Origin of the sequence: Aminobacter sp. SR38 (genome assembly GCF_014843375.1) — a bacterium.
In the GTDB taxonomy this organism is placed as follows: domain Bacteria; phylum Pseudomonadota; class Alphaproteobacteria; order Rhizobiales; family Rhizobiaceae; genus Aminobacter; species Aminobacter ciceronei.
Genome location: NZ_CP062112.1, coordinates 3,530,810 through 3,545,478, shown reverse-complemented (window position 1 = coordinate 3,545,478; position 14,669 = coordinate 3,530,810). Strand labels below are relative to the sequence as shown.

16 protein-coding genes are annotated in these 14,669 nt (G+C 63.9%); 5 read left to right on the top strand and 11 right to left on the bottom strand.

From position 1 onward, the window contains the following. Positions 1–49: 49 nt before the first annotated feature. Both IG197_RS17315 and IG197_RS17310 read left to right on the top strand, forming a co-directional pair. Positions 50–598 (top strand): hypothetical protein, encoded by a 549-nt coding sequence (locus IG197_RS17315; protein ID WP_192313699.1) that lies wholly within the window; start codon positions 50–52, stop codon positions 596–598. A gap of 1 nt (position 599) precedes the next feature. After that, positions 600–827, top strand: a complete 228-nt coding sequence (locus tag IG197_RS17310) for a helix-turn-helix transcriptional regulator (protein WP_192313696.1) — start codon at positions 600–602, stop codon at positions 825–827. Positions 828–912: 85 nt separating this feature from the next. Here the strand turns inward: IG197_RS17310 and IG197_RS17305 are convergent, their stop codons facing one another. Further along, positions 913–2,409, bottom strand: a complete 1,497-nt coding sequence (locus tag IG197_RS17305) for a CoA-acylating methylmalonate-semialdehyde dehydrogenase (protein ID WP_192313694.1) — start codon at positions 2,407–2,409, stop codon at positions 913–915. Positions 2,410–2,584: 175 nt separating this feature from the next. Here IG197_RS17305 and IG197_RS17300 point away from each other — a divergent pair, with 175 nt between their 5' ends. From IG197_RS17300 to IG197_RS17290, 3 genes are all read left to right on the top strand, one after another. After that, entirely contained in the window at positions 2,585–3,466 is an 882-nt protein-coding gene (locus IG197_RS17300; protein WP_154386189.1) for a LysR family transcriptional regulator, read from the top strand. A gap of 84 nt (positions 3,467–3,550) precedes the next feature. After that, on the top strand, positions 3,551–4,156 hold the full coding sequence (locus IG197_RS17295; RefSeq protein WP_246340712.1) for a transcriptional regulator: 606 nt from the start codon (positions 3,551–3,553) through the stop codon (positions 4,154–4,156). Positions 4,157–4,160: 4 nt separating this feature from the next. Further along, a complete protein-coding gene (locus tag IG197_RS17290) occupies positions 4,161–4,562 on the top strand; it encodes a VOC family protein (RefSeq protein ID WP_192313691.1) in 402 nt (133 codons plus the stop codon). Positions 4,563–4,564: 2 nt separating this feature from the next. Here the strand turns inward: IG197_RS17290 and IG197_RS17285 are convergent, their stop codons facing one another. The 10 genes from IG197_RS17285 to IG197_RS17240 form a co-directional block, all read right to left on the bottom strand. After that, positions 4,565–5,818 (bottom strand): D-amino acid dehydrogenase, encoded by a 1,254-nt coding sequence (locus IG197_RS17285; protein WP_192313688.1) that lies wholly within the window; start codon positions 5,816–5,818, stop codon positions 4,565–4,567. Positions 5,819–5,925: 107 nt separating this feature from the next. Continuing rightward, positions 5,926–6,468 (bottom strand): GreA/GreB family elongation factor, encoded by a 543-nt coding sequence (locus tag IG197_RS17280; protein ID WP_192313685.1) that lies wholly within the window; start codon positions 6,466–6,468, stop codon positions 5,926–5,928. A gap of 102 nt (positions 6,469–6,570) precedes the next feature. After that, a complete protein-coding gene (rnk, locus tag IG197_RS17275; protein WP_067956606.1) occupies positions 6,571–6,987 on the bottom strand; it encodes a nucleoside diphosphate kinase regulator in 417 nt (138 codons plus the stop codon). A gap of 310 nt (positions 6,988–7,297) precedes the next feature. Further along, the gene (locus IG197_RS17270; RefSeq protein WP_067956604.1) at positions 7,298–7,816 is read right to left on the bottom strand and encodes an RNA pyrophosphohydrolase; all 519 of its coding nucleotides are present in this window, start codon (positions 7,814–7,816) and stop codon (positions 7,298–7,300) included. Positions 7,817–7,822: 6 nt separating this feature from the next. After that, complete coding sequence (locus IG197_RS17265) at positions 7,823–8,977, bottom strand: divergent polysaccharide deacetylase family protein (protein ID WP_192313682.1); 1,155 nt, start codon at positions 8,975–8,977, stop codon at positions 7,823–7,825. Between the two features lie 111 nt (positions 8,978–9,088). Further along, positions 9,089–10,417 carry a S41 family peptidase gene (locus tag IG197_RS17260; protein ID WP_067956602.1) on the bottom strand — a complete coding sequence of 443 codons (1,329 nt, stop codon included), beginning with the start codon at positions 10,415–10,417 and terminating at the stop codon, positions 9,089–9,091. A 1-nt stretch (position 10,418) separates the two neighbouring features. Further along, a complete protein-coding gene (locus IG197_RS17255; protein WP_154386195.1) occupies positions 10,419–11,738 on the bottom strand; it encodes a murein hydrolase activator EnvC in 1,320 nt (439 codons plus the stop codon). A 568-nt stretch (positions 11,739–12,306) separates the two neighbouring features. After that, on the bottom strand, positions 12,307–12,789 hold the full coding sequence (gene rlmH / locus IG197_RS17250) for a 23S rRNA (pseudouridine(1915)-N(3))-methyltransferase RlmH (protein WP_067956598.1): 483 nt from the start codon (positions 12,787–12,789) through the stop codon (positions 12,307–12,309). A gap of 17 nt (positions 12,790–12,806) precedes the next feature. Continuing rightward, a complete protein-coding gene (gene rsfS / locus IG197_RS17245) occupies positions 12,807–13,184 on the bottom strand; it encodes a ribosome silencing factor (protein WP_067956597.1) in 378 nt (125 codons plus the stop codon). Between the two features lie 167 nt (positions 13,185–13,351). Next, positions 13,352–14,584: an MFS transporter gene (locus IG197_RS17240; protein WP_246765177.1), complete on the bottom strand. Its 1,233-nt coding sequence runs from the start codon at positions 14,582–14,584 to the stop codon at positions 13,352–13,354. Positions 14,585–14,669 lie beyond the last annotated feature (85 nt).

The following is a 14,669-nucleotide window of genomic DNA, read 5'->3' as shown; positions in this document are numbered from 1 at the left end:
GACTTATTGTTTTACGATAATTTTTGCAAACAGAATTTGAGAGGCCGAAATGGAGACTGCCCGCGAGCGCGCCCGTTTGCTGAGCCGGCGCATGGAAAAGCTCATCCTCGTGCTGATGGCCATTCTCGGCCTGTTCGTCCTCTACGGGCTGGTACTGGCCTGGTCCGACCCGACCTGGATCGGCACGTTCGTGATCGAAAGGCTGGCACTTCCGAGGCCGCCGCAGCTCTCGACCTCGACGATGCTGTTGCTGGCAGCGGCATTTCTCGCACAGGCCGGATTGCTCGGATGGGCGCTGCAGACGCTGCGGGCGGCGTTCCGCGAGATCGGCCTGCATGACATCGTCGGCGCTGAAAGCGCGCGCCTGATGCGCCTGTCAGGCGTGGCTTTTCTGACCAACGCGATCGCCATGGCGTTGGCCCCGCCGCTGGTCTCGCTCATCGTCAGCCTCGACATGCCGGCCGGCCAGCGGTTCCTGGCGATCAGCTTCGGCACGCACGAACTGCTGGCCCTGATCCTGTCGGGCATACTGATCGTCTTTGGCCACCTCCTTGCGGTGGCCGCCGAGGTCGACGACGACAACAAGCGGTTCGTCTGACATGCCGGTCATCGTCAATCTCGACGTCATGCTGGCGCGCCGCAAGATGCGTTCCAAGGAACTCGCCGCCAAGATCGGCATCACTGAGCAGAACCTGTCGCTGCTGAAGTCCGGCAAGGTGCGCGGTGTCAGGTTTTCGACGCTCGCCCGCATCTGCGCCGAGCTCGAGTGCCAGCCGGGCGACCTGCTGGAGTACCAGCCGGGACCGGAAGAAGAGGACGAAACGTAATACGGGCGCCCAACGGGCGCCCGTTCATTTTCCAGCTAGAAACGATCAGTTCATCGTCGGGATGATGAACTCCACGCCGTTGGGCTTAGTTCATCGTCGGAATGACGAACTCCGCACCTTCCTTGACGCCCGACGGCCAGCGCGAGGTCACCGTCTTGGTCTTGGTGTAGAAGCGGAACGCATCCGGACCGTGCTGATTGAGGTCACCGAAGGACGAAGCCTTCCAGCCGCCGAAGGTGTAGTAAGCGATCGGAACCGGGATCGGCACGTTGATACCGACCATGCCGACCTGGACGCGTGAAGCGAAATCGCGGGCGGCGTCGCCGTCGCGGGTGAAGATCGCCACGCCGTTGCCCATCTCGTGGTCGTTGGCCAACTTGATGGCGTTCTCGTAGGTCGGCGCGCGCACCACCGAGAGAACCGGGCCGAAGATCTCTTCCTTATAGATGCGCATATCGGCGGTCACATGGTCGAACAGACAGCCGCCCATATAGAAGCCGTTCTCGTAGCCCTGCATCTTGAAGCCGCGGCCGTCGACGACGAGCTTGGCGCCTTCCTTGACGCCGATGTCGACGTAACCCTTGATACGCTCCAGCGCCTCACGCGTGACGACCGGGCCGAAGTCGGCGGACGAGTCGGTCGACGGGCCGACCTTCAGGCTCTCGACGCGCGGGACCAGCTTTTCCATCAGCCGTTCGGCGGTGTCGTGGCCGACGGGAACGGCCACCGAGATCGCCATGCAGCGCTCGCCGGCCGAGCCGTAGCCGGCGCCGATCAGCGCGTCGACGGTCTGGTCCATGTCGGCGTCGGGCATGATGATCATGTGATTCTTGGCGCCGCCGAAGCACTGCACGCGCTTGCCGTTGGCGCAGCCCCGGCTGTAGATGTACTGGGCGATCGGCGTCGAGCCGACGAAGCCGACGGCCTTGATGTCGGGATCGTCGAGGATCGCGTCGACAACCGTCTTGTCGCCGTTGACGACGTTGAGGATGCCTGCCGGAAGGCCGGCTTCGAGGAACAGTTCGGCGATGCGCAACGGCACGCCCGGGTCGCGCTCTGACGGCTTCAGGATGAAGGCGTTGCCGCAAGCAATCGCCGGCGCGATCTTCCACAGCGGGATCATCGCCGGGAAGTTGAACGGGGTGATGCCGGCGACGACGCCGAGCGCCTGGCGCATCGAGTAGACGTCGATGCCTGGGCCGGCGCCGTCGGTGAACTCGCCCTTCATCATGTGTGGAGCGCCAATGCACACTTCGACAACTTCAAGGCCGCGCTGAATGTCACCCTTGGCGTCGGCAATGGTCTTGCCATGCTCGCGCGCCAGAAGCTCGGCCAGCGAGTCGTATTCCTTGTGCACCAGCTCCAGGAACTTCATCAGCACGCGGACGCGGCGCTGCGGATTGGTGGCCGCCCAGGCAGGCTGTGCTGCCTTGGCATTCTCGACGGCGGCGCGCAGTTCCTGCGCCGAGGCAAGTGCCACCGTGGCGCGTACCGAACCGTCCATCGGCTGCAGCACGTCCTGCTTGCGCCCGCTGGTGCCGGCGACATGCTTGCCGCCGATGAAATGACCGTAGTCGACCATTGCTTCTCTCCCATTCTTTGTTGATGGCTCATTGTCCCGCTTAACGCGCGCCTTTGCAACGCGAGGGTGAACGCAACCGTTGTGCAGAAAATAAAGTCCGACGAGAGCTTGAATGCGATTTCATGCATAGTAGGGTGCACGGATCGTAGCCCTTCGCCTGAGGTCGGAACCACCGATGAACTGGGATGACGTCCGCATCTTCCTCGCCGTCGCGCGCACCGGCCAGATCCTCGGTGCGGCACGGCGGCTCGAGCTCAACCACGCAACGGTATCTCGGCGCGTGGCAGCCCTCGAAGAGGCGCTGAAGACAAAACTCTTCCGCCGGCTGACCACCGGCAGCGAACTGACGCCCGCCGGCGAGCGCTTCCTCGAAGTCGCCGAGCGCATGGAAGCCGACATGCTGACTGCCCGCGCCGAAATTTCGGGCGAAGGCGACGAAGTGTCGGGCACGGTGCGCATCGGCGCGCCTGACGGATTCGGCGTTGCCTTCCTGGCGCAACGCCTGGGCACGCTGACCGCCCAGCACGCCGACCTGCGCATCCAGCTCGTTCCGGTCCCAAGGACATTTTCACTGTCGCGGCGCGAGGCAGACATCGCCATCACCACCGAGCGGCCGAGCGAAGGCCGACTGGTGGCGGCAAAGCTTGTCGACTATTCGCTCGGCCTGTTTGCTTCCCGCGCCTATGTCGAACAATACGGCCTCCCCACCTCGCGCCCCGAGCTTTCGGCCCACCGCCTGATCGGCTACGTACCCGACCTCGTGGTCAGCTCATCGCTCGACTACGCCGCCGAGTTCAGCCCGTCATGGGAGTCCGCCTTCTCGATTTCGTCCGCGCTCGGGCAGGTCGAGGCGGTGCGCTCAGGCGCTGGCATCGGCATACTGCACACCTTCATTGCCCGCAGGATTGCCGACATCGTGCCGGTAACGGCGATCCCGCCAATCCGCCGCGCCTACTGGCTTGTCTATCACGAGTCCGTCCGGCCTTTGCGCCGCATCCAGACGGTGGCGGGCTTCATCACCAAAGCTGTGGAACGCGAGCGGGCGCTGTTCATCTGAACAGCCTTCCGATAAGCTCACACATCCGCTAACGTCGGTACTCCAACCGAGGAAACCGATTTGCTGCCCCGTCCCTACGCAGAATTGCTGCGCAAGGCCCGGCGCGCCACGAGGCGCGCCGATGAGGCCGAAGATCTGTTACAGACGGTTCTTGTCGCGGCGGTCGAGGCGGGGCGCACCGACCTGTCGAATGTCGAGAACCGGCGCTGGCTTGAAGGCGCATTGCGACGCCGCGCCGCCTTCGACGCGCGTTCGGCAGTTCGGCGCAGAAAACGAGAACAACCTTTCGCAGCCATCAGCTGCGAGCCAAAGCCCCAAGAAGCCTTGCCGGTCAGGTTCGTCGCGACCTTGCCCCCTGGCTTGCGCACGACGACGCTGCTGGCGCTGACAGGCCATACGCGGCAGGAAATCGCCTGGCTGCAGCACCTCGCCGATCCGGCCTTGCGGCAGCGCATCGCAGAAATCCGGCGGCGCTGGTTGGCCTATGGCGGTGGCTCCTTTGGGGAAATTCCGGGCCTGACCGGCACTCTTGCCTTCGGCAGCATCAGGCGTTCCCTGCTCGCTTTGGCCAGGCAACCGGGCGCCCTGCTCGCCAGCCACGACCCCGACGGGCACCTTTTTGTCGTCGGCACCTCACAAAACCCGGCGGCACGGCAACTCAACAGGCGTGCAACCGACCTCACGGAGTGACCATATGTTCGGCAAAAGCAAACTGGGTAACATCTGCTACTACGTCTCGAACATCGACAAGACCGAAGCCTTCTATCGCGATGTCATGGGTCTCGAGGTCCAGCGCATGGAAGGCGACGCCGACACCGCCGGCGACTGGCTGCTCGCCAATACCGCCAATGGCGTCGACCTGATCTTCTTTGCGATGGAGTCCCGGCCCGGCAACTCACCGATCATCGTCTTCGAGATCGCCGACGGCGGCATCGATGACATCGTGTCGACGCTGGCCGACAATGGCGTGACCATCGTCACCCCGGTGAGCCACGCGCCGGGCGGATGGTCATCCGAATTCACCGATCCCGACGGCCACGTCATCTCGATGTACCAATCGGCGGAGGCGCCGCGCTCGCTGAAGAAGGTGGCCTGACGTCAGGCCCAAAAGCGCTCAGGGCCAAGGCCGCTGATATCGATCTCCGGCTCGCGGCCGGAGATCATGTCGGCAAGGATTTTCGCCGAACCGCAGGCCATGGTCCAGCCTAGCATGCCGTGGCCCGCGTTGATGTAGAGGTTCGGCAGCTTGGTCCGTCCCAGAACCGGCGGACCGTCAGGCGTCATCGAACGCAAGCCGCACCAAAAGCGCCCTTCGCGCAGATCGCCGGCATCCGGAAACAGCTCGCTTAGCGCACGCTCGAGCGGCACCCGCCGCTGCTCGTGCAGGGTCAGATCGAAGCCCGAAATCTCCACGGTGCCACCGATGCGGATGCGGTCGCCAAGCCGTGTGACGGCGACCGTGCCGGCAACATCGATAACACTCGAGGCAGGCGCTGCATCGACGTCGGCGATCGGCACCGTCAGCGAATAGCCCTTCAGCGGATAGAGCGGCAGGCGCTGGTGCAGCTTACGCATGAAGCGTTCGGAATAGCTGCCCGCCGCCAGAACGAACGCGTCGGCGTCCTCATGGCCGTTGACCGTGACGCGCTGAACTTTCCCGGCCCAGGCATCGATCGAAAAGACCTTCTGCCCGAACTTGAACACCACACCGCGCGCGGCGCACAACTCGACCAGGCGCTCGGTGAACAAGCTGCAGTCACCGGTCTCGTCGTCAGGCAGGCGCAGGCCGCCAGATAAGCTGTGGCGCGAGCGAACAAGACCGGGCTCCACTTCAACGCATCCCGCCGCATCGAGAATTTCGTACGGCACCTCGAGCCTGTCGAGCACGGCAACATCCGCAGCGATGCCGTCGAGTTGTTCCTGGGTGCGAAACAGTTGCAGCGTGCCATGACTGAGCTCGTCATAGGCGATGCCGGTGCCTTCGCGCAGCACCCGCAACATGTCGCGGCTGTATTCGGCGAGCGGCACCATCAGCGACTTGTTCGCCTGGTAGCGCTCGGCCGTGCAATTGCGCAGCACCCGGGCCAGCCACATCCACATCTTGGGGTCGAATTTCGGCCGGAAGGAAAAGGAGCCATCCTTCATGGCGAGCCATTTCAGCGCCTTGAGCGGCAAGCCAGGTGCTGCCAGGGGCGAGGCACAGCCGGAGGCAATCTCGCCCGAATTGGCATAGCTGGCTTCTTGCGCCGGCCCCTTCTGGCGGTCGTAGACGACCACCTCGTGGCCGGCCTCGGCAAGATAGTAGGCAGTCGTCACCCCGATGACGCCGCCGCCGACGACTATGACCTTCATTGCGCCCCCAGATACAGGCTCCGACATATCAGGTCGATTTCGGAGCGTGCATATTCCCGATTTGCGGCTGCTTCGAGCACTCTCCGAAGCGCTGCAGACGGCGCCGGTCAGGCCGCAGACGGGCCCGGATCATCGCCATTTGTCGAGATGTGCCGGATTTTTCCCGGCACGCCAAGAGCTTGCGGCTCATCGGCGCTGAACACCAGCACTGGAAAGCGGCGTTCAGATGGGTCGGGACGAAGGTCCGACGTTGCGATGCCCGGCCGCGCCGCCTCGGGCTGGTAGTGAATCTCGTCGACGCAGATGGTCTCCGTTGCACCGCGGCCGCAGTCGATCGATATCGACTGGCCCTTGCGCAGGCCGAGCAGGGCAAGCCCGCGCGGCACGGTGATCGGGATGATCTGCCCGACCATGCCGTCCATCGGCCCATGCGCCACGATCCGGGTATGCGGTGCGCCACCATCGACGCTGAAGGTGACGCGGCTGTTCAGCGTCACCACGTCTGCGTCGGCCTCATTCGAAAACACGACCTGGGCCGAAGCGAGCTTCCGGCGCAACAGCGCCACCAGCGGACCGCCCGACCAGGCGAGGCGGTCGAGCATCGTCTTGACGATGGCAAAATCCTTGGTCGTCAGCTGACATTTGGACATGGCTTGTCTCCGCAAGCACCGGGTGTTGCCCGGCATGCAGCGCCAAGGCGTCAAGGTGGACGCGCAGGCGGATTTCAGGAGTGGGCTGGCAGGAGCGCGTCGTCAGTTGGCGTCCGCACGGGGCGCTTCGACGGTCACGATCTCCAGTTCGAGACGGCGCCCGTCGCGCGATGTCCAGGCAACTGACTGACCTTCGCGAAGACCGATCAGGGCTGCACCCACCGGTGTCAGGATCGAGACCTTGCCTTCGGCGATGTCGGCCTTGCCGGGATAGACCAGCGTCACCGTCTTGACCTCGCCGTCGCCGCCGCGGAACGTCACGGTCGAGCCCATGCGCACGACATTGGCCGGGATGCGGCTGAGCGGCTTGATCTTGGCGCGCTCCATTTCGGCGAGCAGTTCCTCGGCGATTCCAGGTAGACGTTCGAGGCTGGATTCGGCGAGGCCGGTCAGCCTGGCATGATCGTTTTCGCTCACCACGATCTCATGTTCGCGGCGCTGCTTGATGTTCTGGCGCAATGGATACTCCACGGATTCTCGTCCGGCCGTGGCGGAAACGCTCACGACCGGTCCGTCCGCGCAAAAGCGGACGTGCCCAAATGTTCAGACCGTTCCGCCCAGCGGCCCGGTGCTCATGATTTCATGCATTGAAAAGTGCCCCGCAGGCTCGGACGTCGCATAGCGACCGAGCCGGGGCTAGGATCCCGCGATGGGGCAGACCCGGAACAAGGCAAAGCTGCCAATATGAGCGTAAGTGCACATGGCCGGAGGGTCGCCGACCCCGCCCTGCTTGTCAAGGGCGGCCGGCCAGATGCTATCCGGCCAAGTATTATCCGGCCAGGTGCCTGAACGCCGCCACGACCTCGTCATAGACCTTGCGCTTGAACGGCACGATCAGTTCCGGCAGCTCGAACATCGGCTTCCACGCCCAGCGGTCGAATTCGGCCGAATGGCCGCCCGGCGGCGGGTTGATGGCGATCTCGCTTTCCTCGCCCTCGAAGCGGAAGGCGAACCATTTCTGCGTCTGGCCGCGATATTTGCCCTTGAGGGCGATGCCGAGCAGATGCGGCGGCAGGTCGTAGTTGATCCAGTCGGGCGCCTCTGCAAGCAGGCTGACGCTGCGCATGCCGGTCTCTTCATAAAGCTCGCGGAGTGCGGCCGGATACGGATCTTCACCCTTGTCGATGCCGCCTTGCGGCATCTGCCACAACTGGTCGGTATCAGACAGTTCGCTGTCCGGCTCGGCGATGCGGTGGCCGGCCCAGACCATCCCCCTCGCATTCAGCACCATGATGCCGACGCAAGGACGGTAGGGCAGATCTGCGGGCGCTTTCAGGGTCTTCGACATCAAGTCCTATCCTCGTTCGGGGTCGCTCGCGACAGCCGAGATCGGCACGATCTCGATGCCGCGCTTGCGTGCCTCGCTTGCCCACGAGGCCACGGCGTCGACGGTGACGTCGAATGCATTGCCGGTGCCGATGGCAAAGCCCTTGGCGCGCGCCGTCCGCTCCAGCTCGTCGAGCTTGTCGAGGATCGCGCCGCGATCCTGAACGCCGTCGATGATGGCATCACCAGCAGCAAACGGCACGCCGTTCTTCAACGCTGTCTCAGGTGCGAGGCTTCGTGCCGATGTGCCGTCGTCGACATAACCGATGCCACGCTTGCCGAGCTCGGCCATCATCACGCCCATCGCCTCGGGGTTCGTCGAGAAGCGCGCCCCCATGTAGTTCATCACGGCGGTGTAGTTTGTCGTCCGCGACAGCGTCCAGCGCAGGTTCTTGAGGATCTCGTCGGCACCGGCCTCGACGGTCAGCGTGTTGCGACCGGGATTGACGTTGGGAAAATCGAACGGCTCGAGCGGCACCTGCATGACGATCTCGTGGCCCTCGCGCCGCGCCGCCTGCATCCATCGGCCAAGGCTGTTGCCCTGCGGCGCGAAACCGAGCGTGATCTCCGGCGGCAGCTTGCCGATCGCCGTCTGGGTTCCGGTCTGCGACAGTCCGAGCCCGCCGATCACGATCGCCACCCGCGCGCCACGCGCACCGGACCAGGCCCGGGCATAGACGTCAAACGGACGGCGCCCGTCGGCGGCGCGGATCGGCAACGGCCCGGCGGGGCTGGCCTCGATCAGTGCCTTCTCCGGCAAATGGGCGACGCCCACATTCTGCCCGACGGCAGAGGGATCGCGGACGACGACGGCACCACCCTCGCTCTCTGGCGGGTTGACGCGGATGATCTGCGGGCCGCCGCTCGGCGTCTGTGCCGGCTTCGGTTTGGCCACGGGTTGTGCGGGCGCCACGGCAACCACCTCGGGCGTAACCACCGCAACGACTTCAGGCGTGCGATAAGGCTTCTGGCGAAAGGCGATCGACGCCGACGCCGCCACCAATGCCAGGACGCACAGGCCGGCAAGCAGCGGCCCCTTGCGCAGCCAGGCAGAGCGCTTGCCAGTCGGACGGCGCGGCGCCTGTCCAAGCGGACGGTCGATTTCCTTTTCGATCTGCACCACGCCGTGCCCTGTGGCCGAAGCCAGCCTCCCCGAATCAAACTGCCGGAACCTTGCGGTCCCGGCAGCATGGCATTGTCACGTAAAGCAGGCCAGCGCTTCGCCGGTCGCCCCTTACTGCTGGTTCATCACGGCCTTGTCGGGGTTGGGCGGGAAGGCCGGATCGGTCTTCTGTCCACGCAACAGCTCCAGTGCGTAATTGAGCTGCAGGTCGTCCTTCGGCTCCGGCGGCACATAGGCTGCCGAGCCCGAACCCTTGTCGCTTTCCTCGGCCCCCTTGATATGGCCCTTGAGTTCGGACTCGCCACGGGTCACGTCGCGGCCCTGCAGGTCTGCCGGCAGCGGCTGGTCGACCTTGATGTCGGGCGTGATACCCTTGCCCTGGATCGACTTGCCTGACGGCGTGTAATAAAGCGCCGTCGTCAGCCTGAGCGCGCCGTTCTCGGCCAGCGGGATGATGGTCTGCACCGAACCTTTGCCGAAGGACTGCGTGCCCACCACGGTGGCGCGGCGCAGATCCTGCAACGCGCCAGCCACGATTTCCGAAGCACTCGCCGAACCGCCATTGATCAGGACGATCAGCGGCTTGCCGTCGATGTCGTCGCCGGGACGCGAGTCGAAGCGGGTGATGTCCTTCGGATCGCGGCCGCGGGTCGAAACGATCTCGCCGCGGTCGAGGAAGGTGTCGGAAACGCTGACCGCCTGGTCGAGCAGGCCGCCCGGGTTGAGGCGCAGGTCGAGCACATAACCCTTCAACTTGTCCGCCGGGACCTGCTTCTTGATCGTGGTGATCGCGTTTTGCAGGTCGTCGAAGGTCTTTTCGGTGAAGGAGGTGACCTTCAGGTAGCCGACATCGTTGTCGACGCGGAACTTGACCGCCTTGACCTTGATGACGTCGCGCATGATCGACAGCTCGATCGGCTTGTCGGCGCCTTCGCGCAGGATCGTCAGCTTGATCGGGGTGTTGATCAGGCCGCGCATCTTTTCGACGGCGTCGTTCAGCGTCAGGCCGCGAACTTCCTCGCCATCGATCTTGGAAATGTAATCGCCGGCCAGCACGCCTGCCTTGGCGGCGGGCGTGTCGTCGATCGGGGTGATGACCTTGACCAGCTCATTCTCCATCGTCACCTCGATGCCGAGGCCGCCGAATTCGCCCTTGGTCTGGACACGCATGTCCTTGGCCGCTTCAGCGTTGAGATATGACGAATGCGGATCGAGCGAGGTCAGCATGCCGTTGATGGCGTTCTCGATCAGCGACTTTTCGTCCGGCGGGGTCACATACTGACCGCGCACGCGTTCGAAGATGTCGCCGAAGATGGCGAGCTGGCGGTAGGTTTCGGAACCCGCCGCATTCGCTGTCGAGCCGGGCGCACCGTACACCAGGCTCATCGCGGAGCCTCCCATCAGCGCCCCGGCAAGCAGAAGCGACAGTTTACGCATCATTTCATGTCCTTCCAGAGGTGCGGTCCGCCCACCACGGGGTCGGATCGACGGGTTTTCCATCCTTGCGGAACTCGACATAGAGTTCCGGCGTCGCATTTGCATTGTCCGAGGCTGAGGTGCTCGCCACCCTCGCCTCTCCCATCGCACCGATCGGCTCGCCTGCTAGTACGGACTGACCCGGCGCGACGCTGATTCTGCTCATCCCCGCCAAGACGACATGATAGCCGTCGCCGGCGTTGAGGATCAAGAGTTGACCATAGGAGCGGAAAGGCCCCGCATAAAGAACGCTTCCATCCGCCGGAGCGGTGACGATGGCGCCCGATTGTGTCGCAACCATGTCCCCAAGCATGGTGCCGCCGATGCCATCGTCGGCGCCGAAGCGGCGTTTGATACGCCCGGCGACCGGTAGCGCCACCTGCCCCTGGAGCAAGGAAAATGGAGCGGAAGCAACAAGTTGGTTGGCTTCCGGCACCACCGGAACGACCGGTTCGTTTGCTGCCTTGGCTGCCTCCGCGGCAGCCTTTCGAGAGGCCTCTGCGTCGGCGGCCTTCTTCGCCGCCTGCTTGTCGAGCGAGGCGATCAAATCTTTGAGACTTTCGGCTCGCGCTGCGAGTTCGACTGAATTTTTCGTCTCTTCGGCAAGCGCTGTCTCGGATTCCGAGCGTAGCCGGTTCTTGGCTTCGAGCAGCAGGTCCAGTCGCGCCTTTTCGCCGGCCTGCGCCGTCATCGCGGTTGTCAGGCGGTCACGTTCCGCCTCGATCGAGGCCACAACCCGTGACAGCTCCTTGAGGTCGGCCATCAGAATCTCGGTCTCGGAGCGCAGCTCAGGCACCACGGCGCCGAGAAGGATGGCGCTGCGGATCGACGACAGCGCGTCTTCCGGCTTGACCAGGATCGCCGGCGGCGGATTGAGGCCCATGCGCTGCAACGCGCCAAGCACCTCCGCCAGCACGCCGCGGCGCATGTTGAGCGAGGTGCGGATGCCCGCCTCCTGCTCTTTCAGCCCTTCGACCTTGCCGGCGATATCTTCGATGTCTTGGGCGAGCTTGCGCTCAGTCTTTGCCGACTGGATCAGCGCCGCGGTGATCGAGGCGTGATCCTTCTTCACCTGGGCAATCTCGGCCGCCAGCTTTTCGCGCCGCTCGGCTGAAACCTCGATGACGCGCGACAGGTTCTCGAGTTCGGACCGCGTACGGTCCGGGTCCGGCAAGGGCGGGCCTACCTGGGCCAATGCGGCTCCGCAGGCGAGCGCGATCCAGCCTGCGGCGACGATGCCGCGGCATGGTTGGAGCCACGACTTCACTGGGGAATTCCGCGCCATGCGATGATCCGGTTGTATGCTTGCGACCTTAGCGGCGGCATCGTTAACGAACCATCAACCATGTTCACCGGGCACGACCGCGGGCGGACTTTTGCCCAGCCATTTTGTCAAATTCCGGACGCTGCCATTATTTTCCTGTTCGAATTTGTATAGTGGACGCGATAGGCCTTGTCGGAGAACCCACATCACAAGACCAAAGAGGTTCCTCTCACTGGCATGTATCTGCTCGGCACTTATCGCAGCGACGGATGCGTTGACCATCGAGAGCCGCGCCATAGGCGACGTATATTCGCTCTACGAATACTTGTCTGGTCAGGACCTTACCGGGGCAGCCCAAGAAAAGCTCGCAACCTTGGCGTGCCGGAAAAGGACGACGCCGCCTTTGTACTTCGGCACCAGCGTTTTCTGCTGCAATATACAGACCTTGTGCGGTAATCCAAACGAGCACGTGGTCTACTATTCCCGAACCAGAGGCGCATACATGGTGCCGGATCCATTTGCTGAACGGTTCGCCAGATCCTGCCCGGAAATGCTAACTGACAAGGCGCTTGCCGACATGTCAGCCCATTCACGCGCGATGATAGGGATGCCCTGAAAGAATGGTCGCCGCGCGATAGAGTTGCTCGCCAAGCATGATGCGGACCATCTGGTGCGGCCAGGTCGCGGCACCGAACGAAATCAGCATCTGGGCTTCGTTGCGCAGCGCCTCGTCGTGGCCGTCAGGACCGCCAATGGCAATCATCACGCCGCGCTGGCCGCCGTCGCGCAGCGACGACATCTTGTCGGCAAATTGCTGCGAGGAGAGATTCTTGCCGCGTTCGTCGAGCAGGATGAGTGCGGTTCCCGGCGCCATCTGGGCGCGCAGCCTATCGGCTTCTTCGCGCCGCCGCTCATCAACGGTCTGGGCACGGCTTTCTGCGATCTCGGTAACTCCGGAAAAATCGAGGCCGAGCGGGCCGCCGCTTTTCGAGAACCGATCGAGATAGCGGTCGGCGAGTTCCTTCTCGGGGCCGGCTTTCATCCGGCCCACGGCATGTACCCAGACTTTCATCCCTGGCGTCTAGCGGCTCAATGAACCGTTTCTTCCTCGAGATCCGGCGCCTGCCACATCTTTTCGATGTTGTAGAACTCGCGGATTTCGGGCCGGAAGACATGGACGATGATATCGCCTGAATCGATGAGGACCCAGTCGGCACCTGACAGCCCCTCGACGCGGGCGGCGCCGAGACCGGCATCCTTCAGCGCTGTGAGGAGATGATCGGCAACCGCCGCGACATGACGGTGCGATCGACCCGAGGCGATGACCATGTAGTCGCCGAGGCTCGATTTCCCCTGAATGTCGATGGAGACGATGTTTTCGGCCTTGGAGTCTTCCAGACTGTCAAGGACTGTCTTGAGGGCGCGGGCAACAGCGTCGAATTCGCCTATCCCGGCCGGCGAAGGCATGACTTCCGCCTTCTTCCGAAGTGCTGTTCTCAGTGTCTTTCCTTTCCGACAGGAACAACCAAATCACCCTGAACTCGGGCGACACCATTTAGATAGGCAGAGTTAGGCTACAGTTTCAAGACAGCGACAACAAGTTGATCGTCCCGGCAGCCCTCGCGCCAGGGTTCCTATGGCTCGGTCGACGGCGGCAGCTGGGCCGACATCGGCGCAAAGCTGCCAGCATCGGCCTCCGGCACCGCCGGACTGATACGCAGGCGCCAGAGCACGAAAGCGGTGAACAACGCCGCGATGGCAGTGGCGACATACATGAAAGCCTGGGTTCCGTAGAAAGCCGTCAGCAAGGTGCCGAGGCCGGGAACGATGAAGCCCGACAGCGACCAGGCAAACAGCATGCTGCTCGACAGTGCCACGAGGTCGTCCTTGTGGGCGCGGTCGCTGGCATGCGCGCTCGACAGCGAGTAGATCGATTCGCTGGTGCCGCTCCACACGACATAGATCGCGACCATCAGCGGCAGGGCACTGCCGTCGAAACGGTTTGCCGCAATCCCGGCGATCACCACCAGGAGCCCCGCCGCCACCAGCACATAGCGCCGGTCGGTTCGATCGGAGATCCAGCCCAGCGGGATCTGGAACAGGAGCGTACCGAGGGGCATGGCAAACAACAGCGTCGCCACCTCCTGCTGGCTGAAACCGCTCGCCGTGGCGTGGATCGGCGCGAAGCCGGCGATCATCATCGACAGACCACCAACCGCAAGCATACCGGCGACGCCGACGGGAGAGATCCGCCACGCCCGCGCCAGCGCCACAGAGGCCGCCAGCGGTGGCGGCGGCTGCCGCAACCGGGTCAGCCCGACGGGCAGGATCGAGATGGCGGCGGAGGCCACGCAAAGCAACGGCGCCTGCGCGGTTGCGATGTCGACGAAGCGCAGCAGGAACGAACCGATACCGAGGCCGACGACATAAGCGACGTAGAAGATCGCCATGACCCGGCCGCGTATGTCGTTGCCGACGGCGTCGTTGAGCCAGCTCTGCGCGACGATGAACAAGCCGCAGATGGCAAAGCCATAAAGCGCCCGAGCGGCGATCCAGACGAAGGGGAACGTGCCTGCAGCGACGGCAACGTTGGACAGCACGATCAGGGCGGAAAACACCATGTAGGCACGGGCATGGCCGACACGGCGCACCAGCGCTCCGGTGAGCAGGCAGCCGGCAAGGCCGCCCGCCGACAGGCCGGTCAGCATCGTGCCCGCCCAGGTCGGCGCATAGCCCGCGGCCCCCAGGCTGACAGGGATGTAGCCGAACATCAGGCCGTTGCCGACGGCGAGCAGCGCCATCGCCAGGATCACACCGGCAACGGCGATCGCCGGCGTGTGGTCGCCCTCTTCGACTTCGCTGATCATCCCGTGCCGTTGTTCCATGCAGCCAGTTTCGCGGCTGCGACACATTGGCGCCGCTGCATTTGCGACATCGGCCGTGCAGGTTCAG